The 14,564-nt window shown below is 64.6% G+C and carries 16 protein-coding genes; 10 read left to right on the forward strand and 6 right to left on the reverse strand.

The window, feature by feature from the left end; all coding sequences use genetic code 11:
* The first annotated feature begins 676 nt into the window (after positions 1–676).
* Positions 677–1,171 carry a hypothetical protein gene (locus tag AC1DEM_RS15915; protein ID WP_476885270.1) on the forward strand — a complete coding sequence of 165 codons (495 nt, stop codon included), beginning with the start codon at positions 677–679 and terminating at the stop codon, positions 1,169–1,171.
* On the opposite strand, the gene AC1DEM_RS15920 is transcribed toward AC1DEM_RS15915, so the two are convergent.
* Positions 1,164–2,039, reverse strand: coding sequence for a DUF6602 domain-containing protein (locus AC1DEM_RS15920; protein ID WP_476885271.1), 876 nt, complete (start codon positions 2,037–2,039; stop codon positions 1,164–1,166). The two genes, AC1DEM_RS15915 and AC1DEM_RS15920, sit on opposite strands and share 8 nt — an antisense overlap.
* A 265-nt stretch (positions 2,040–2,304) precedes the next feature.
* On the opposite strand from AC1DEM_RS15920, the gene AC1DEM_RS15925 reads away from it, so the two are divergent.
* The 7 genes from AC1DEM_RS15925 (at position 2,305) to AC1DEM_RS15955 (ending at position 8,532) form a co-directional block, all read left to right on the forward strand.
* Positions 2,305–3,759 carry a purine-cytosine permease family protein gene (locus AC1DEM_RS15925; protein ID WP_476885272.1) on the forward strand — a complete coding sequence of 485 codons (1,455 nt, stop codon included), beginning with the start codon at positions 2,305–2,307 and terminating at the stop codon, positions 3,757–3,759.
* Between the two features lie 186 nt (positions 3,760–3,945).
* A complete protein-coding gene (locus AC1DEM_RS15930; RefSeq protein ID WP_476885273.1) occupies positions 3,946–4,239 on the forward strand; it encodes an aldo/keto reductase in 294 nt (97 codons plus the stop codon).
* Positions 4,240–4,351: 112 nt separating this feature from the next.
* Positions 4,352–4,840: a histidine kinase gene (locus AC1DEM_RS15935; RefSeq protein ID WP_476885274.1), complete on the forward strand. Its 489-nt coding sequence runs from the start codon at positions 4,352–4,354 to the stop codon at positions 4,838–4,840.
* An 87-nt stretch (positions 4,841–4,927) separates the two neighbouring features.
* Positions 4,928–5,773 (forward strand): DUF4097 family beta strand repeat-containing protein, encoded by an 846-nt coding sequence (locus tag AC1DEM_RS15940; protein ID WP_476885275.1) that lies wholly within the window; start codon positions 4,928–4,930, stop codon positions 5,771–5,773.
* A gap of 32 nt (positions 5,774–5,805) precedes the next feature.
* Positions 5,806–6,750, forward strand: a complete 945-nt coding sequence (locus tag AC1DEM_RS15945) for an ATP-binding cassette domain-containing protein (protein ID WP_476885276.1) — start codon at positions 5,806–5,808, stop codon at positions 6,748–6,750.
* Positions 6,747–7,583, forward strand: a complete 837-nt coding sequence (locus tag AC1DEM_RS15950) for an ABC transporter permease (protein WP_476885277.1) — start codon at positions 6,747–6,749, stop codon at positions 7,581–7,583. Before AC1DEM_RS15945 ends, AC1DEM_RS15950 begins: the two co-directional genes overlap by 4 nt.
* Before the next feature lie 154 nt (positions 7,584–7,737).
* Complete coding sequence (locus AC1DEM_RS15955) at positions 7,738–8,532, forward strand: alpha/beta fold hydrolase (RefSeq protein WP_476885278.1); 795 nt, start codon at positions 7,738–7,740, stop codon at positions 8,530–8,532.
* Between the two features lie 38 nt (positions 8,533–8,570).
* Here AC1DEM_RS15955 and AC1DEM_RS15960 read toward each other — a convergent pair whose 3' ends face one another.
* From AC1DEM_RS15960 to AC1DEM_RS15975, 4 genes are read right to left on the reverse strand one after another with little or no spacing between them, the layout of a single operon-like run.
* Positions 8,571–8,963, reverse strand: coding sequence for a hypothetical protein (locus AC1DEM_RS15960; RefSeq protein ID WP_476885279.1), 393 nt, complete (start codon positions 8,961–8,963; stop codon positions 8,571–8,573).
* A 6-nt stretch (positions 8,964–8,969) separates the two neighbouring features.
* Entirely contained in the window at positions 8,970–9,308 is a 339-nt protein-coding gene (locus AC1DEM_RS15965) for a hypothetical protein (RefSeq protein WP_476885280.1), read from the reverse strand.
* Between the two features lie 54 nt (positions 9,309–9,362).
* Positions 9,363–10,643, reverse strand: a complete 1,281-nt coding sequence (locus AC1DEM_RS15970; RefSeq protein ID WP_476885367.1) for a Y-family DNA polymerase — start codon at positions 10,641–10,643, stop codon at positions 9,363–9,365.
* Positions 10,644–10,669: 26 nt separating this feature from the next.
* Positions 10,670–11,101 (reverse strand): LexA family protein, encoded by a 432-nt coding sequence (locus AC1DEM_RS15975; RefSeq protein ID WP_476885281.1) that lies wholly within the window; start codon positions 11,099–11,101, stop codon positions 10,670–10,672.
* Positions 11,102–11,588: 487 nt separating this feature from the next.
* Between AC1DEM_RS15975 and AC1DEM_RS15980 the strand changes: the two genes are divergently transcribed.
* A complete protein-coding gene (locus AC1DEM_RS15980; RefSeq protein WP_476885282.1) occupies positions 11,589–11,873 on the forward strand; it encodes an Orn/Lys/Arg family decarboxylase in 285 nt (94 codons plus the stop codon).
* Between the two features lie 32 nt (positions 11,874–11,905).
* Here AC1DEM_RS15980 and AC1DEM_RS15985 read toward each other — a convergent pair whose 3' ends face one another.
* Complete coding sequence (locus AC1DEM_RS15985; RefSeq protein WP_476885283.1) at positions 11,906–12,160, reverse strand: hypothetical protein; 255 nt, start codon at positions 12,158–12,160, stop codon at positions 11,906–11,908.
* Positions 12,161–12,867: 707 nt separating this feature from the next.
* Here AC1DEM_RS15985 and AC1DEM_RS15990 point away from each other — a divergent pair.
* Positions 12,868–14,442: an FAD-binding oxidoreductase gene (locus tag AC1DEM_RS15990; RefSeq protein WP_476885368.1), complete on the forward strand. Its 1,575-nt coding sequence runs from the start codon at positions 12,868–12,870 to the stop codon at positions 14,440–14,442.
* Positions 14,443–14,564: the final 122 nt, after the last annotated feature.

Here is a 14,564-nt window from a genome sequence, read left to right on the forward strand (position 1 = left end):
TAACGCCTTCCGTCAGGCCAGATCCAGGCGTAGCTGGGCTCCCGATTCCACGGGAACGGGAGCCCAGCCATCTCATAGCGAGGTGATTGTTGAAGGCCGCCAGTACGTGCGCAGTGCCCTGCGCACGTACTGGAAATCGTGGTGTCAGAAACCTGACCGACTGCTCCGTTTACAGTTCGGGGGCTCAGTGCCATGCTGAACGCATTACGGTCGTTTTGGGCCGTGGTCGAACGGGGGGGCAACGAAATGCAATGGAGCACGCCGAGGCCAAGGAATTTCTGGCCGCATGACATGGTGATCACCGGAGATGACCATCCCCTGTCCCTCAATTTACTGCTGCTAGTGCGAGCTCAGTTCTGGACCACGAAATACGACTGGGACGGTGGGGTTCGCGAAGCTTTCACTAACTGGCACAGGGATCTTAGCCCGCCTACTCCGCGTGATGCGGAGCGTAAGTGCCTCTCGGAGACTGCACCGTAAAAACGCCGTTCGGGGTTCGGCTCACCTTATGGCTGTTGGCACAAAGGTGATCGTTATTCGCGCATTCCCTAGCGCAGGTTAAAAGGGTTCGTGGGTGGACCTGGATCAGGCCGTCTCAGTGGTCTGAGCCGTTTTGACATACTCACGGGCCCGAGCGTGGTGGTTTTTTTGAGCTCGGTCTGGGGGCTGAGTAGATATGGTGGACATCTATATTCTGGATTGCTCCGCCATGGAATCTTTGAACGCGCTGGCTGTCGATGACGACACCATCACCGATCGCTTAGTAGAACTTCGAGACACAGGTTTGCTGGTCTACTGCGAGGTGGTCAAGGACCAGCGCCGGACGTATGCCAAAGGGCAACCGATAACCATCTGGGCGACTTCCGGATGGCGAAGCATTCAATCGCGGGCAGTTTTGAACTTTACAAGCGTCCAAGCTGTTATGAAGTTGTTTCCCCACGACGGAATCGGGTCAAGCATCATGGACCTGGACGATCCTGAAAACCTTGATCAACCGGCGCTGGCTACGATCTCCCTGGCATACCAGCTCAAAGATGCATTCGAGGTGATTGTTGTGTCGGATGAAACATTCACGGCGCAAAACAGATGCATCGTGATGACCGCATGCGCCGTGCTGCAGGTCAAGCACCTCACCGTCAGCGACTTCTTGGACGCGGTGGAAACTAGATAGGCGGCGAGCTCTCCACGACAGGTTCAGCATCCTTTCCGAACTTGACCCGCTGAGAACGAACTTTGTTGAGATAGCTTTCAAGCCACTCGATCTGGGCATGCTCCTGCTCGCTCAGCGCCCTCAAAACTGCCCTGATGAATAGCAGCATGCTTGCCCCGTGATCGATGCGCACCTGATCGCCGGCTGGCGCAGCAACGGGCTTCCAGTAATGGACATCCGACGTGGCGGGGTCGCCGAAGGCGTACTTGTCCGCTTCTCCTGCTTTCGGCGCGAAAGGCATGACAACTTGGTAGCCGGAGGGGGCCGTGTCGTCTATGATGCCGAAAATTGCTGCATCGTTAACCAGGAAGAATGCCGGCCGGTCAGGCGGGTCCAATTCGAAGAACCACTTGGCTACCGTTCTGGGCGAAGATCCTGCCTTGTGGGCAAAAACGGCAAAGACGGGATCGGTCCCGGTCGAGCCTTTCAGCTTTCGGTGCCTCCGAACCTTCTTTGCGATGTCAGTGACCTCTTCTTGCGTCAGAGTCGTTTTGACCTCAATGCAGAGCAAGACAGATTCAACGGGGAAGATCTTTTCATCCGTTTGTGCGAAGAGCACCGGTTGGGACGTGTTGGACAGGACAAGCGTGTCCATCTGGGCGGAGGCGCTACCGTCGGAATCGATAATTTCTCCGGAAGCTAGCCTCACCGACGGGGGGAGGACCTTCGCGAGCAGCAACTGAACTGAATTTTCGTTGGCTCTCCCTTTTTCCCCCTGATGCTTAATCAAGCCCGCCATCTCTTGTGACTCGATGCTCAACCGCCGGGAAACAGCGTCCCAGTATTTCTGCACTGTGGGAGATGAAGGCTGAGGCTCTGCGGTGGTCACCCCTTGATTGTAGGGAGAAGGCCAAGGGGCTGCCCCGATTCCGTTGACTCCCGGGGCTTAGTGTTGCCAGGCGGGGCGCGCAACCGCGACCACAATTGCCCGGCCGTGGACATTCGCACAAAAGGAGGCCCATGATGCTGTCTATGGGCGAGGGCATGATCCGAGTTGATTCGCTTCCTGCTTGTCGGCGCCGGAGCAGGTTCCGGTCGCTGCAGCCTTTCGATCCGGCACCGATGCGGCAGCATCGCACGTTCTAGGAGATGTCATGAGCACAGCAACGGGGCCGGTGAGCGGCCGGGGACTGGAAGTCCGGTCGATCGACTATGTGCCTCTCAATGAGAGGCACGGCAAGGTCTCCCACATAGGGCCGCTTTGGTTCATGAGCAACGCCCAGATCGCCACGCTCGCGGTGGGGCTGATCAGCATCACGACGGGCGGGAATCTGATCTGGTCGTTGATCGCGATCGCGATTGGTGTGCTGGTTGGCACCCTGTTCATGGCAGCGCACTCCTCGCAGGGCCCGCAGCTCGGGTTGCCCCAAATGATCCAGTCCCGTCCGCAGTTTGGGTACGTGGGGGCCTTGCTGGTGTGGTTGTTCGCGTACCTGCAGTACGCGGGATTCAACGTCTTCAACACAATCCTGGCCGGCGAGGCCGTGGCCGGGTCCGTCCACATCGGAAACGAAACGCTCTGGTTTTGGGTTGTCACGATAATCGCCGCGATAATCGCGCTGTTCGGCTACGACCTGATCCACGGCTTTGAGCGCTACCTGACATACCTCACCATCATCATGCTGGCGCTGCTCACGGTGGCGGTGCTCACCCACCTTGACCTGCCCGGCGGCGCGTTCGCCATATCCGACTTCCACCTCGTCCCGTTTCTCGGGCAACTAGGCGTGGCCGCCGGCTACCAGATTTCCTGGGCCATTTATGTCTCGGACTATTCCCGCTACCTCCCGCCGGAATCCGCCCGAGGGACGTTCAAGTGGACGTTCTGGGGGAGTGCCTTGGGCGGTATCTGGGTCATGTTCCTGGGCTCATTCATCGCCGCGGCCGCCGGCAAGGATTTCGAGACCATCGGCTCGATCCAAGGCACTGCCGACAAACTTTTCCCGGGATTCGGATCGATCGCCTTGTTCATCGCAGCCCTCGGGCTTGTGTCGGTCACTGCGCTGAACATGTATGGCGGATCCCTTACTCTGATCTCCTCCATCGACAGTCTGCGCCGTATCCGCCCCACCATCAGAATCCGCGTCGTCACCATCGTGATCACCGCGGTCATCTCACTCATCTTCGCCAACATCGCATCCGCCGATTTCCTCGCCAACTTCAACGACTTCCTGCTGCTGGTGCTGTACTTCTTCATCCCGTGGACAGCGGTCAACCTTACCGACTACTTCATCGTGCGCAAGGGTCACTATGCCATCGCGGAGATCTTCCACCCCCATGGCATTTACGGACGCTGGGGCTGGGCCGGAATTGTCGCGTACCTCGTGGGCTTCGTGGTCATGATTCCCTTCTTCGCCGCCGGAAAACTCTTCATCGGACCGGCCGCCGAGGCCATGGGTGGCGCTGACATCTCGCTGTTCATCGGGCTGCCTGTCTCAGGCTTCCTCTACTGGGTGCTCACCCGCCATATCGATACGGCCGCGGAAATGCGACTGGCCGAGGCCCAGGCAGCCGAGCTAGAGGAAGCCGCGAACATGCACCTCGAGCCCTGAACTGGAGGCAGGACATGGCATCCGGACAGCTCCCCGGGGGGACCTTCGCACTCGCGGAGGATCTCACGCTGACCCGCATGGGATATGGGGCGATGCAGCTGGCCGGCCCGCACGTGTTCGGGCCGCCCGCCGACCGCGCCGCTGCGCTCGCCGACTTGAACGAGGCCGTGGGTCTGGGCATCAATCGTGCATCTGCGGGTCGGCGGGTTTGAGAGTCCCACCCCCGGTTCAATCGCCGAGCCCTTCACGGCCCTTCAGTCCGGCGCCCTCCGGTATGTCGGTGGACGCCTGCAGGCAACCCCGATGGGTGTCGCCCTGGCGTGGCTGCTGCAACGCTCGCCGAACATCCTGCTCATCCCCGGCACGTCCTCACTCGCGCACCTCCGGGACAATGTTTCGGCTGCCGCCCTCGAGCTGCCGGCCGACGCGATCCAAGCGCTGAACCTCATTGTCGATGTTGGCGGAACATCCGGTGATTAGCCGGTCCGAGCCAACGTCAGTAGAAGCGTCCCCGGACGCGGTCATCTGCGCGTCGAAACCGATGACACCACAATCCCTTGACGTGACACCATAGTGGTGTCACTATGGTGGCATGGAACTTGGACAATACGTCAGCGACCTGCAGCGGCAGTTAGTGGATGCCGCGGAGAACGGCACGGAGGACACCCGCGCCGTCGCCGAACGGCTCGCCGCCGGACTGGATGCCGCGGTGCGGCTCGTGCTGCTCGACGCTCTGTCGGCCGCGGCCGGCGAGATCACCCGCGACCTCGCGCCCGGGGCGGTCGACATGCGGCTGCGCGGACGCGAGATCGAGTTCGTAGTCACCCAGCCGAACATCGAGCCGGACAGTGACGAGCGGCCCGCGGCAACCGTCGACCTCGACGACGCGAGCACCTCGCGCACAACGCTCCGCCTGCCGGACGCCCTCAAAGCACGGGTGGACGAGGCGGCGGCCGCCGACGGCATGTCCGTCAACACCTGGCTGGTCCGCGCGATTGCGGCCGCCCTCCAACCCAAGCAACGTCGATCCACGCAGCGGACGCTGCGCACCGGCGACAACTTCGCCGGCTGGGCGCGCTAACCCGTACAGCCCACCACCGTCACCATTCACCAACCCCGCGGACCCGCGGGGCAACACGAACACGCGCAGAGAAAGGGAGGCTTTAGCATGCCCACCTACAACACCCCCGGCCCGATCGACCTCGCCATCAACCTGCAGGTCGGCGCGGTCGATGTCTTCGCCAGCGACCGGACCGACACAGTCGTGACCGTGTCGCCGACCAACCCCGAGAAGGCGGTGGACCGCCGGGGCGCGGAGGAGACCAGGGTCGACGTCGACGGCGAGCGGCTCACCATCACAGGCCCGAAGCCCCGCCTCAGCTGGATCGGCCCCACCGAGTCGGTCGATGTGACCGTCGAGCTGCCCACGGGGTCGCGGCTCGCCGCCGAGATCGCCGTCGGCGGACTGCGCACCGTCGGCCGCCTCGGCGCCACCCGCATCAAGAGTTCGCTCGGTCCCGTGGATGTCGACGCCGCCGGCGACCTGTGGCTGCGCGCCTCGCACGGCAACGCAACCGTGGGCACCGCCGACGGCGGCATCGAGATCACGGCCGACCACGGCCAGATCCGGGTCGGCACGGTCACCGGCGACGCGATTCTCAAGGCATCGCACGGCACCATTCAGATCGGGGACTCCGGCGGAGATCTCGACGCGAAGCTCTCCTACGGCGACCTCGAAATCACAAAGGCACGAGCCTCCGTTACGGCGAAGACCGCCTACGGCAGCATCCAGTTGGCAGAGGTCTCGAGCGGTTCCATCCAGGTCGAAAGCGGCTTCGGCCAGGTCACCATCGGCGTGCGGCCCGGCGTTGCCGCCTGGCTGGACCTGTCCTCGAAGGCCGGGCACGTCCGCAACGAGCTCGACGGCGACGGCGCCCCCGACGCGTCCGAACGGACCGTCGAAGTGCGCGCACGCACGCAGCACGGCAACATCAACATCCGGCGCGCGCGGTAAATCCGGGCAACCAACAGAAGGGAACCACGCACATGAACACCCCAGCGATCGCAGTCCACGGGCTGCGGAAGTCCTACGGCGGAAAGGTGGTGCTCGACGACGTCGACCTCACCGTCAACGCCGGCACCGTCACCGCGCTGCTCGGCCCGAACGGCGCCGGCAAGACGACCACCGTGCACATCCTGTCCACGCTCGTGCGGCCCGACGCCGGCACAGCCTTCGTCAACGGATGCGACGTCGTCCGCGACCACGACGGCGTGCGCGCCGCGATCGGCCTCACCGGCCAGTTCTCCGCGGTGGACAAACTGCTCACCGGCGAGGAAAACCTGCTGCTGATGGCGCGGCTGCGCCACCTCGGGGCGAAGCGCTCAAAGACCCGGGTGGCCGAGCTGCTCGAGCAGTTCGACCTCGTCGACGCCGCCCGCAAGCCGCTCGCCACCTACTCCGGCGGGATGCAGCGTCGGCTCGACCTCGCGATGACCCTCGTCGCGACACCGAGCGTGATCTTCCTCGACGAGCCCACCACGGGCCTTGACCCGCGCAGCCGCCACACGATGTGGGACATCGTGCGCAGCCTCGTCGCGGACGGCACCACCGTCCTGCTCACCACCCAGTACCTCGAAGAAGCGGACGAACTCGCGGACCGCATCGCGGTGCTCGACGGCGGCCGCATTGTCGCCGATGGGACGCCGGACGAGCTCAAGCGACTGGTGCCCGGCGGGCACATCCGGCTCCGGTTCGCGGACGCCGCGGCCCTCGAGACCGCCTCCCGCCTGCTCGGGGAGTCCGATCGCGACGACGCCGGGCTGGCGCTCACCGTGCCCAGCGACGGCGGGGTCGGCGCGCTGCGGACCGTGCTGGACCGCCTCGGTGCGGCCGACGTCGAGGTCGACGACCTCAGCATCCACACCCCGGACCTCGATGACGTGTTCTTCGCGCTCACCGGCCGGGCAGACACGAAGGGAACCGCGTCATGACCACCATCACCGCCCAGCGCAAGGCTGCCCCGGGCACCAGCCGGCGCTCGCACGTCGTCGCCGACTCGCTCACGATGCTGCACCGCAACCTCCTGCACATGGTGCGCTACCCCGGCCTGTCAGTGTTCACCATCGTGGGGCCGGTGGTGCTCCTGCTGTTCTTCGTGTTCGTGTTCGGCGGCACACTCGGCGCAGGCCTGCCCGGCGCGGATCCGGCCGGCGGGCGCGAAGCGTACGTTGCGTACATCATGCCGGGCATCCTGCTGCTGACCATTGCCGGGAGCGCCGGCGGCACCGCGACGACGGTCGCGATGGACATGACCGAGGGCATCACGGCGCGGTTCCGCACCATGGCGATCTCGCGGGCTGCCGTGCTCGCCGGGCACGTGCTGGGCAACACCATCCAGGCGACCATCGCCGTCGCGCTGGTGCTCGGCGTCGGCCTGTTGATCGGCTTCCGCCCGACGGCCGGGCCGGTCGAGTGGATCGCCGCCGCCGGTCTGCTGGTGCTGATCGCGTACGCGATCAGCTGGCTCGGGGTGGCCATGGGCATGCAGGCGAAGTCGGTGGAGACAGCCAGCAATTGGCCCCTCCTGCTGACCTTCCTGCCCTTCCTCAGCAGCGGCTTCGTGCCGACCGCGTCGATGCCGGAGTGGCTGCAGTGGTTCGCGCAGTACCAGCCGTTCACGCCGTTCATCGAGGCCATCCGCGGGCTGCTGCTCGGCACCCCGCTCGGTTGGAGCCCGGCGCTGGCGATTGGATGGTGCGTCGTGATCGTGGTCGCCGGGTACGCCTGGTCGATGGCGATCTACGAGCGGAAGTCGGTGCGTTGAGCCCAAGTCTCACCTGTAACAGCCGGCGGCCGCGAGATTATCGCGACCGCCGGTTCCGTTGCGGCTTGCCGCCGCCGGTTTTGTTGCGGTTTGCCGCCGGGGCGCGACTAGGGTCGTTACTGTCCCTAAAGGGTCCCTAAAGGAGGAGCAGGCCATGGGTGAAGCCTTCAACGCCGTCGACGGCGTCCGAATATCCTTCCAGGAATCGGGCGCCGGCCAGGCCATCGTTCTGGTGCACGGCTCAGGGCTTTCCGGCGCCGTCTGGCGGGGCCTCGGCTACACGAAGGCCTTTGAGGAGCGCTTTCGCGTGCTGACCCTGGATTTGCGGGGGCATGGCCGGAGCGACAAACCGCAGCACGAAGACGCCTACAGCATGGACCTGCTGGTCGGAGATATTCTGGCGGTTCTGGACGCCGCAGGTGTGCAGGCAGCCCACTACTTGGGGTATTCCGCGGGCGCGAGAGTTGGATTCTCCCTGCTCGCCAGCAGTCCCGGGCGTGTGAAGACGTTCACTTCCGCAGGCGGCACTTACCGCTCGCCGGCCGGGCAAATTGAATCGATCTTTTTCCCCGGATATGACCAGGCCTTGGACCGGGGCGGCGTGCCAGAATTTCTGCGCCAGTGGGGTGACGCTACAGGTCGTGAAATCGATCCGCAGACCGCCGCAGCGTTTCTCGCCAACGACCCCGCTGCCCTGCGCGCCTACTTCCGCCGGAGCGAGGACGAACCCGGAATCCCGGAGGCGGATCTGCGGAAAATGGACACACCCACCCTGCTGCTCGCCGGCACGGAGGATCCGCTTCGGCATGCGGACTCGGAACGGGCGGCCCGGCTCATGCCCACGGCCCAGTTCCAAGCCCTGCCAGGCCGCAATCATGCCCAGACGCTGATTCCGGCAGGCCCCGTCGTCGATCTGGTCAACTCATTTATCGCGTCGATACGAGACTAAAGGGCCGGGCGTCGCTTCAAGCGCTCGAAACTGAAGCGTCACCGGCCGGGCTGCCGCGAACCGAAGGCTTCCAGCGCGCGAAGCAGGGGAGTGGTGCCGGCTTTGAGGAGGTCAATGGGGCGGGAGCCGGCGAGGTCCCGGGATGGGGTGACCATCCAGACCGTGAAGTAGTTGTGCGGGATCTTGAGCTCCAGCGCGCGCTGAAAGAGTTCAACTACCGGCGGGCGGAGCTGCCCGCCGGGGAGGAACTGGAATCCGGGGCAGAAGGTGCCGTCGTCGATGAAGACGCGGACGAGTTGCTGCATTACCGGTTCCGGGTCCTCCATGAGCTCGGAGAGGCGGCGGTGGACCTGGTCCAGGGCCGGCAGCGTGAATTCTTTTCTGATCCCCTCCCATGTTTGACCGCTGATGGGTTGACGGTTCGCTGGCACTGGTGCCTAGTCGCTGTCACTGATGTGCTCGAGGAACCACACCGGAGAGGGCCGTTCACGGCGCAATGTAGATTCACGGCGCAGCGTAAAGGTCCGCAGCGCAGACGTCGAGCCGAGGCGGGCCTGCACGCGCCAGTGTTCGGTTCTGACCCGGCCGCCGCTGCCTGCGGCCGGAGCGCGCCGGGTGTCCCAGTCCGTGCCACTTCCGGACCAGCGCTGGGATTCCGTGCCGGGATCGACTACCCAGATACGCCCGTCGTGCCGGATGGCGAGGGGCTTGCCTTGCTGGTCGGTCCGGACCTGTAGGCCGTGGGTCTGGGCGGGGGCTTCGGGTGCAGGGGTCATGGCGGAAGTTCTTTCATGGAGCAGTTCAGTGCGGTGGTGCGGGCGTGTGGTGGGTTAGGCGGCTTTGACGAGGGGGAGTTCGTCCCAGTGGGTGGTGTAGCGGGGGGAGAGCATGTCCCGTTTCATGGTCCAGTCCGGTCCGCCCCGGATTCCGGCGTGGCCCAGGCCGATGGAGCCGCGGCCGTACCGGCGGGCCACGTCCTCCAGGAGGGTGCCGACGTGGCGTTCCTCGTGCGGGTTTTCGAACAGGGCCAGGGGTGCCTGGTTGCCGGTGGGACGGAGGTCGGTGACCATGATGCCGGCCCTGGCGTACCGAATGCCCCCGCGGATGTGGGGGAGAAGTGCGTGGGCAGCCCTGGTGAGCAGGACCGGGTCCGCGGTGGGCATCGGCAGCGGCACGCAGACCGAAGGGTAGGAGGTGTCTTTGGGGTTGAAGTGTGACGTGCCGGCGAACGCGGTCAGGACCTTGGCCTGCAGTGCGTGTTTGGCCAGCCGCGCCGAGGCCTGCTGGCCGTAGACGCTCATGACCTGCCGCATGCCGCCGACGGTGGTGATGGGGGTGGCGAAGGAGCGGGAGAAGATGAGCTGGTCGCGGCCGATCCGTTCCTCCTCCATCGGGATGCACGGGGTCCCCTGCAGTTCCAGGACGGTGCGCATCATGACCACGGAGAAGCGGTCCCGGATCATCACCGGATCGGCCCGGGACAGGTCAAGGATGGACTGGATGCCGAGGGCGTTGAGCCGTTTCGTCAGCCGGGTGGCGACACCCCAGATCTCGATCACGGACAGTCGACGCATCAGGGATTCCCTGTCGGCGGCGGCCACGGAGTCCCAGTGGCAGACCCCGTCGAAGGCCGGGTTGTTCTTGGCCCATTTGTTGGCCAGCTTCGCCAGGGTCTTGGTCCCGGCGATCCCGACGCAAACAGGTACCCCGACGTTGCGCCGCACGGCTGTTTTCATGCTCCGGCCCAGGGCCAGGAGTTCCTCCGGGGTGCCGTTGACGCCGAGGAAGGCCTCGTCGATGCTGTACACCTCCAGCCAGGCGGAGTACCGGCCCAGCAGTTCCATCACCCGGGCGCTGATGTCACCGTAGAGCTCGTAGTTGCTGGAGAGCGCAACGAGCCCCCATTCCTTGGCGCGCGGGGCGAGTTTGAACCACGGCTCGCCCAGAGGGATGCCGAGGGCCTTGGCTTCCGCGGACCGGGTGACGGCGCAGCCGTCGTTGTTGGACAGGACGACGACGGGCCGGCCCTCCAGGGACGGGTCGAACGCCCGCTCGGCCGAGGCGTAAAAGCAGTTCACATCCACGTGTGCGATCTGCGGCATCCGCCGCATCGTGGCCGGCTTAGACATGGCTGGCCTCACACATGGTGCAGGCACCGGGTCGCGACGCCCCAGATGACCAGATCCGAGACCGACGGGACCCGGATGTCCGGGTACGCTGGATTCTCCGCCTGCAGCACCACCCCGCTTCCCGTGACCCGCAGCCGCTTGATGGTCAGCTCCCCGTCCAGGACGGCGATGACAACGGACCCGTCTTTGGGTTCCAGGGCGCGGTTCACGATCAGTTCATCGCCGTCGCTGATGCCGGCGCCCTCCATCGAATCCCCGGACACCCGCACGACGTAGGTGCTGGTGATGTCCTTGATCAGGTGCTCATTGAGGTCAATCCGGCCATCAAAGTAGTCCTGCGCCGGGGACGGGTACCCCGCCGCGACGGGAACCGGAGAGATCAGCACGGATAACAACGACATGCCCGCATCTATCACGCGGGGACCGACAACAACGCCCACAACACACCTTTATTCGAATATATGTTCGATTCATTCAGTGTAGCCGGACGGACCGACAAAAGAACCGCTTTGCGGAGTTGCGGGGGATCCGGACTCCAGATCCCCTTCCCCTTCGGTAGCATCGCCAGCATGACCACGTGCTCTGTGCTGCGCTGTCCCGAGACTCCAACAGTCGTCTACAAGCTGATGCCCGGTTCCCGCCTGGAAGTGCCTGTCTGTGCCGGGCACAAGGCGGTTTTGGAGGGCGGTGCTCGTTGGATGGTCAATGGCGGCACCGGCTCGCCGTCTGACGAGGGTCCCGAAGGATCCGCGGGAATCAGCATCCTCATGGGAGGAGATTTGCCGGGTCACAACCGGCTGATCGGCTTCGGCGTTAGCCGGACTATAGGCGACGAGCCTGGGTTCACCGTGGAATTGGACGTTGATGCCGCGGACGGTCCGCAACGGGTCTCGTTCTGGACGACGGAGGATGTCGGTAGGCGACTTGGTGCTTTCCTTGCTGACCCAACGAAACCACCTGCGCCGCCAGGAGCATAACAGGGCAGTCTACGTCCCGTGCTTATCCTGGCCGTGGAGTTGGGTTAAGAACGCGGTAGGGCGCGCGGCCGCCGAGCAGATCACCCCCTACCCGCCTGGGATCCCCGTCGTCGTCCCTGGCGAAGGGATCAACACCGCCATCATCGACTACCTCGAATCCGGCCTGAAGGCCGGCATGGTGCTCCCCGACCCGGCCGACCCGTCCCTGCAAACCATCCGGGCCGTCAGGCGGTAAGCACAGGCGCCGCCAACTCTTCGTCGTGCCAGTTACGCCAGGTCGGGGGAACTGGCCACGATGTAATCCAACGCGGCGGGACCGGACATGGCAAGAGTGTTGTCCTCAGGCTTGATGCGGCGGCCTTCGAGGGCCGCCCAGAGGGCTTCGGCAGGCTCTGGCTGGCTCTGGTTTATCAGGCACCAGCTGGTGTACAGTCCGTACAGCTCTTCCTGGTCCAACCCGCCGTCTGTTTCCCGGTCATCGGTCAAGGCCTCTGCGAGGAACCGGTCAAAATGCGCGCTCATATCTGTTCCTTTGTACCTTTTGCATCTCCAGGATGCTCCGCCGCCGAAGCTTTGGCAGCGCGCCACGGCGCGCTGCCAAAGACGAATTTATGCCAGGGAGACAACCCTGTCCAGTTCAGCTCCGCCGATGCCACAGCGGCTAGCCCCCAGGCCATACGGGCGAGCGTTCAGAACATGTTGCGGTAGGGGGCCAGCTTGGGCGCTGACCGACGTTGATCGGATGTATCTGTCCAGGGTTGCAGCGCACCGGTTCTAAGAGCGTCTTGGTTTTGAGCCCTGCCAATGTGGAAAGAATGTGACGTCTCCCGCCATCTGGCGGCTAAATCACGGCTTTTCTTGCCAAGGGGAGGGGTGACCTGCGACGACGCGTGTGCGCACGGTCGGTCGTGCGGGCAGAAAGTACACCAGCGGGCGCTTTGTGACTCGCTGACGGGCCCCCGAACCGGCGGGCTGGAGGTCGGCCGGTTGGAGGCTGGTATCCCCGTCGACGATCCCGGATTCGAGGAACCTGGCATCCACGCTCCCGGCGAGGAGAAGTTGTTATCACTGGAGCCTCACGGGGGGATCGGGGCTTGCCTTGTCCAAGAGGTCTTGGAGCGGCCGGTCAGTTCTTGTCCCCCCGATGCGCGCGGTAGGAACACACGCGCAGCTTGCGTGACTGCATCGCTGCCGAAAAAGCCGTGTGAGCATAGGCTTTCTCCATGTCAATGATCGACCGAAGGAAAGTCCTCACGGGAGCGACCGTGGGACTCGTTGCGGCGGGGTTGGCTGCATGTGAGGGACCTCCTCGGGCACCTGTAACCAATGCAACGGCGCCGTCAACACTTCCCCCGACGACTTCCCCGCCCGCCGCCGGGCCAAACTGGAAGGGGCTCGGGTCTCGAGTGGCGGGCCGGCTCGAGCTTCCGGGAGCCGGAGCCTACGAGGAAGTGAAGCGGGTCGAGAACCCACGCTTCGACGCTGCCCGACCATTGGCCGTTCTCTCGGCCGCCACGTCCGACGACGTGTCCGCGGCTGTCCGTTTCGCCGCTGAGGAGGCGGTGCCACTAGTGACCCGAGCCGGGGGACACAGCTACTCGGGATACTCCTCCGGGGACGCAGGAGCGGCTGGGCTGGCGCCGTCGCTAGTTGTTGATGTGCGGGGATTGTCGGAAATCACGGTCCATATGGATGGCACGGTGACAGTTGGGGCGGGGGCCTCACTCATCGCGGTCTACGCGGCCCTGGGCCTGAAGGGCAGGGCCCTCGCCGGCGGGTCGTGTCCGACCGTCGGCGTAGCTGGCCTGACGTTGGGCGGGGGAGTGGGGGTCCTGACCAGGGCTTACGGGCTGACATCGGATGCGCTTGTGTCTGTCGAGCTTGTCACCTCTAGGGGCGACAAGGTCACGGCAAGTGCCCGCGAGAACACGGACCTCTTCTGGGCCTGCCGCGGAGGCGGCGGCCAGGTCGGCATACTGACATCCCTGACCTTCAGGACCGTACCCGCTCCCACCATCAGCACTGTATTCCTCGAATGGTCCTTCTCTGACGCCATACCGGTCATCCTTGCCTGGCAGAACTGGGCTCCGACGGCTGATCGACGGCTGTGGTCCACCCTCAAACTGCTCAGCGGCGCCCGCCACAAGGCCCCGACCATCCAACTGACAGCTACATGGATTGGGCCGGCATCGGGTCTCGGTGCGCAGCTAGCCCGCCTCCACGAGATTTCGGGTGTACGGCCGCTGGTCCAGAGTGCCAGGCCGGATAGGTCCTACCTCGATGTCATGTTCGGTTATGCCGGATGCAGCGGCATTCCCGCCGCGCAGTGCACCACCAATAAGGGCGGTTCGTTGCAACGGGAAGCGTTCAGCGCCACTTCCCACGTTCCATACGACCTGCTCGATTCGACCGGTGCGTCCCGGCTCGTCGATCGATGCGTGGTGGGCCACAATCTGCCGGGCGCCACCGAAACGGGTGTGTCCCTGGACGCACTGGGAGGAGCGGTTCGCGACGTTGACGCTGGTGCCACCGGCTTCGGTCACAGGAACGCAATCGCTACAGTCCAGTACACCGCCACGTTCGGGGACGGCGTGAATCCGGCCCTTTTCGATGCCTATGTCAGGGGCTCGCGGGACGCTCTGGAACCCTATTGGGGGAGCAGCGCCTATTTCAACTACTTCGACTCGCGCATCGCTGACCCAGGATCGGCCTACTTCGGCGACCACGCGCCGCGACTCCAGAGCATCCGCTCTGCGGCAGACCCTCTGGGGATCTTCGCCTACCCTGCCTTTCGACGGGCCTGAGGTTCTCCTCAAACTGGGAACATCGTCGGCGGTCGATGCGTCAGAAGAACCGCCGGAGCCGCTGAGGCCGGCACCGCGCGGCCGAGGAAATGCCTGCGCCCGGGAGGACTGCTGACACCGGA

This window comes from Arthrobacter sp. 05T420 (assembly GCF_056396305.1).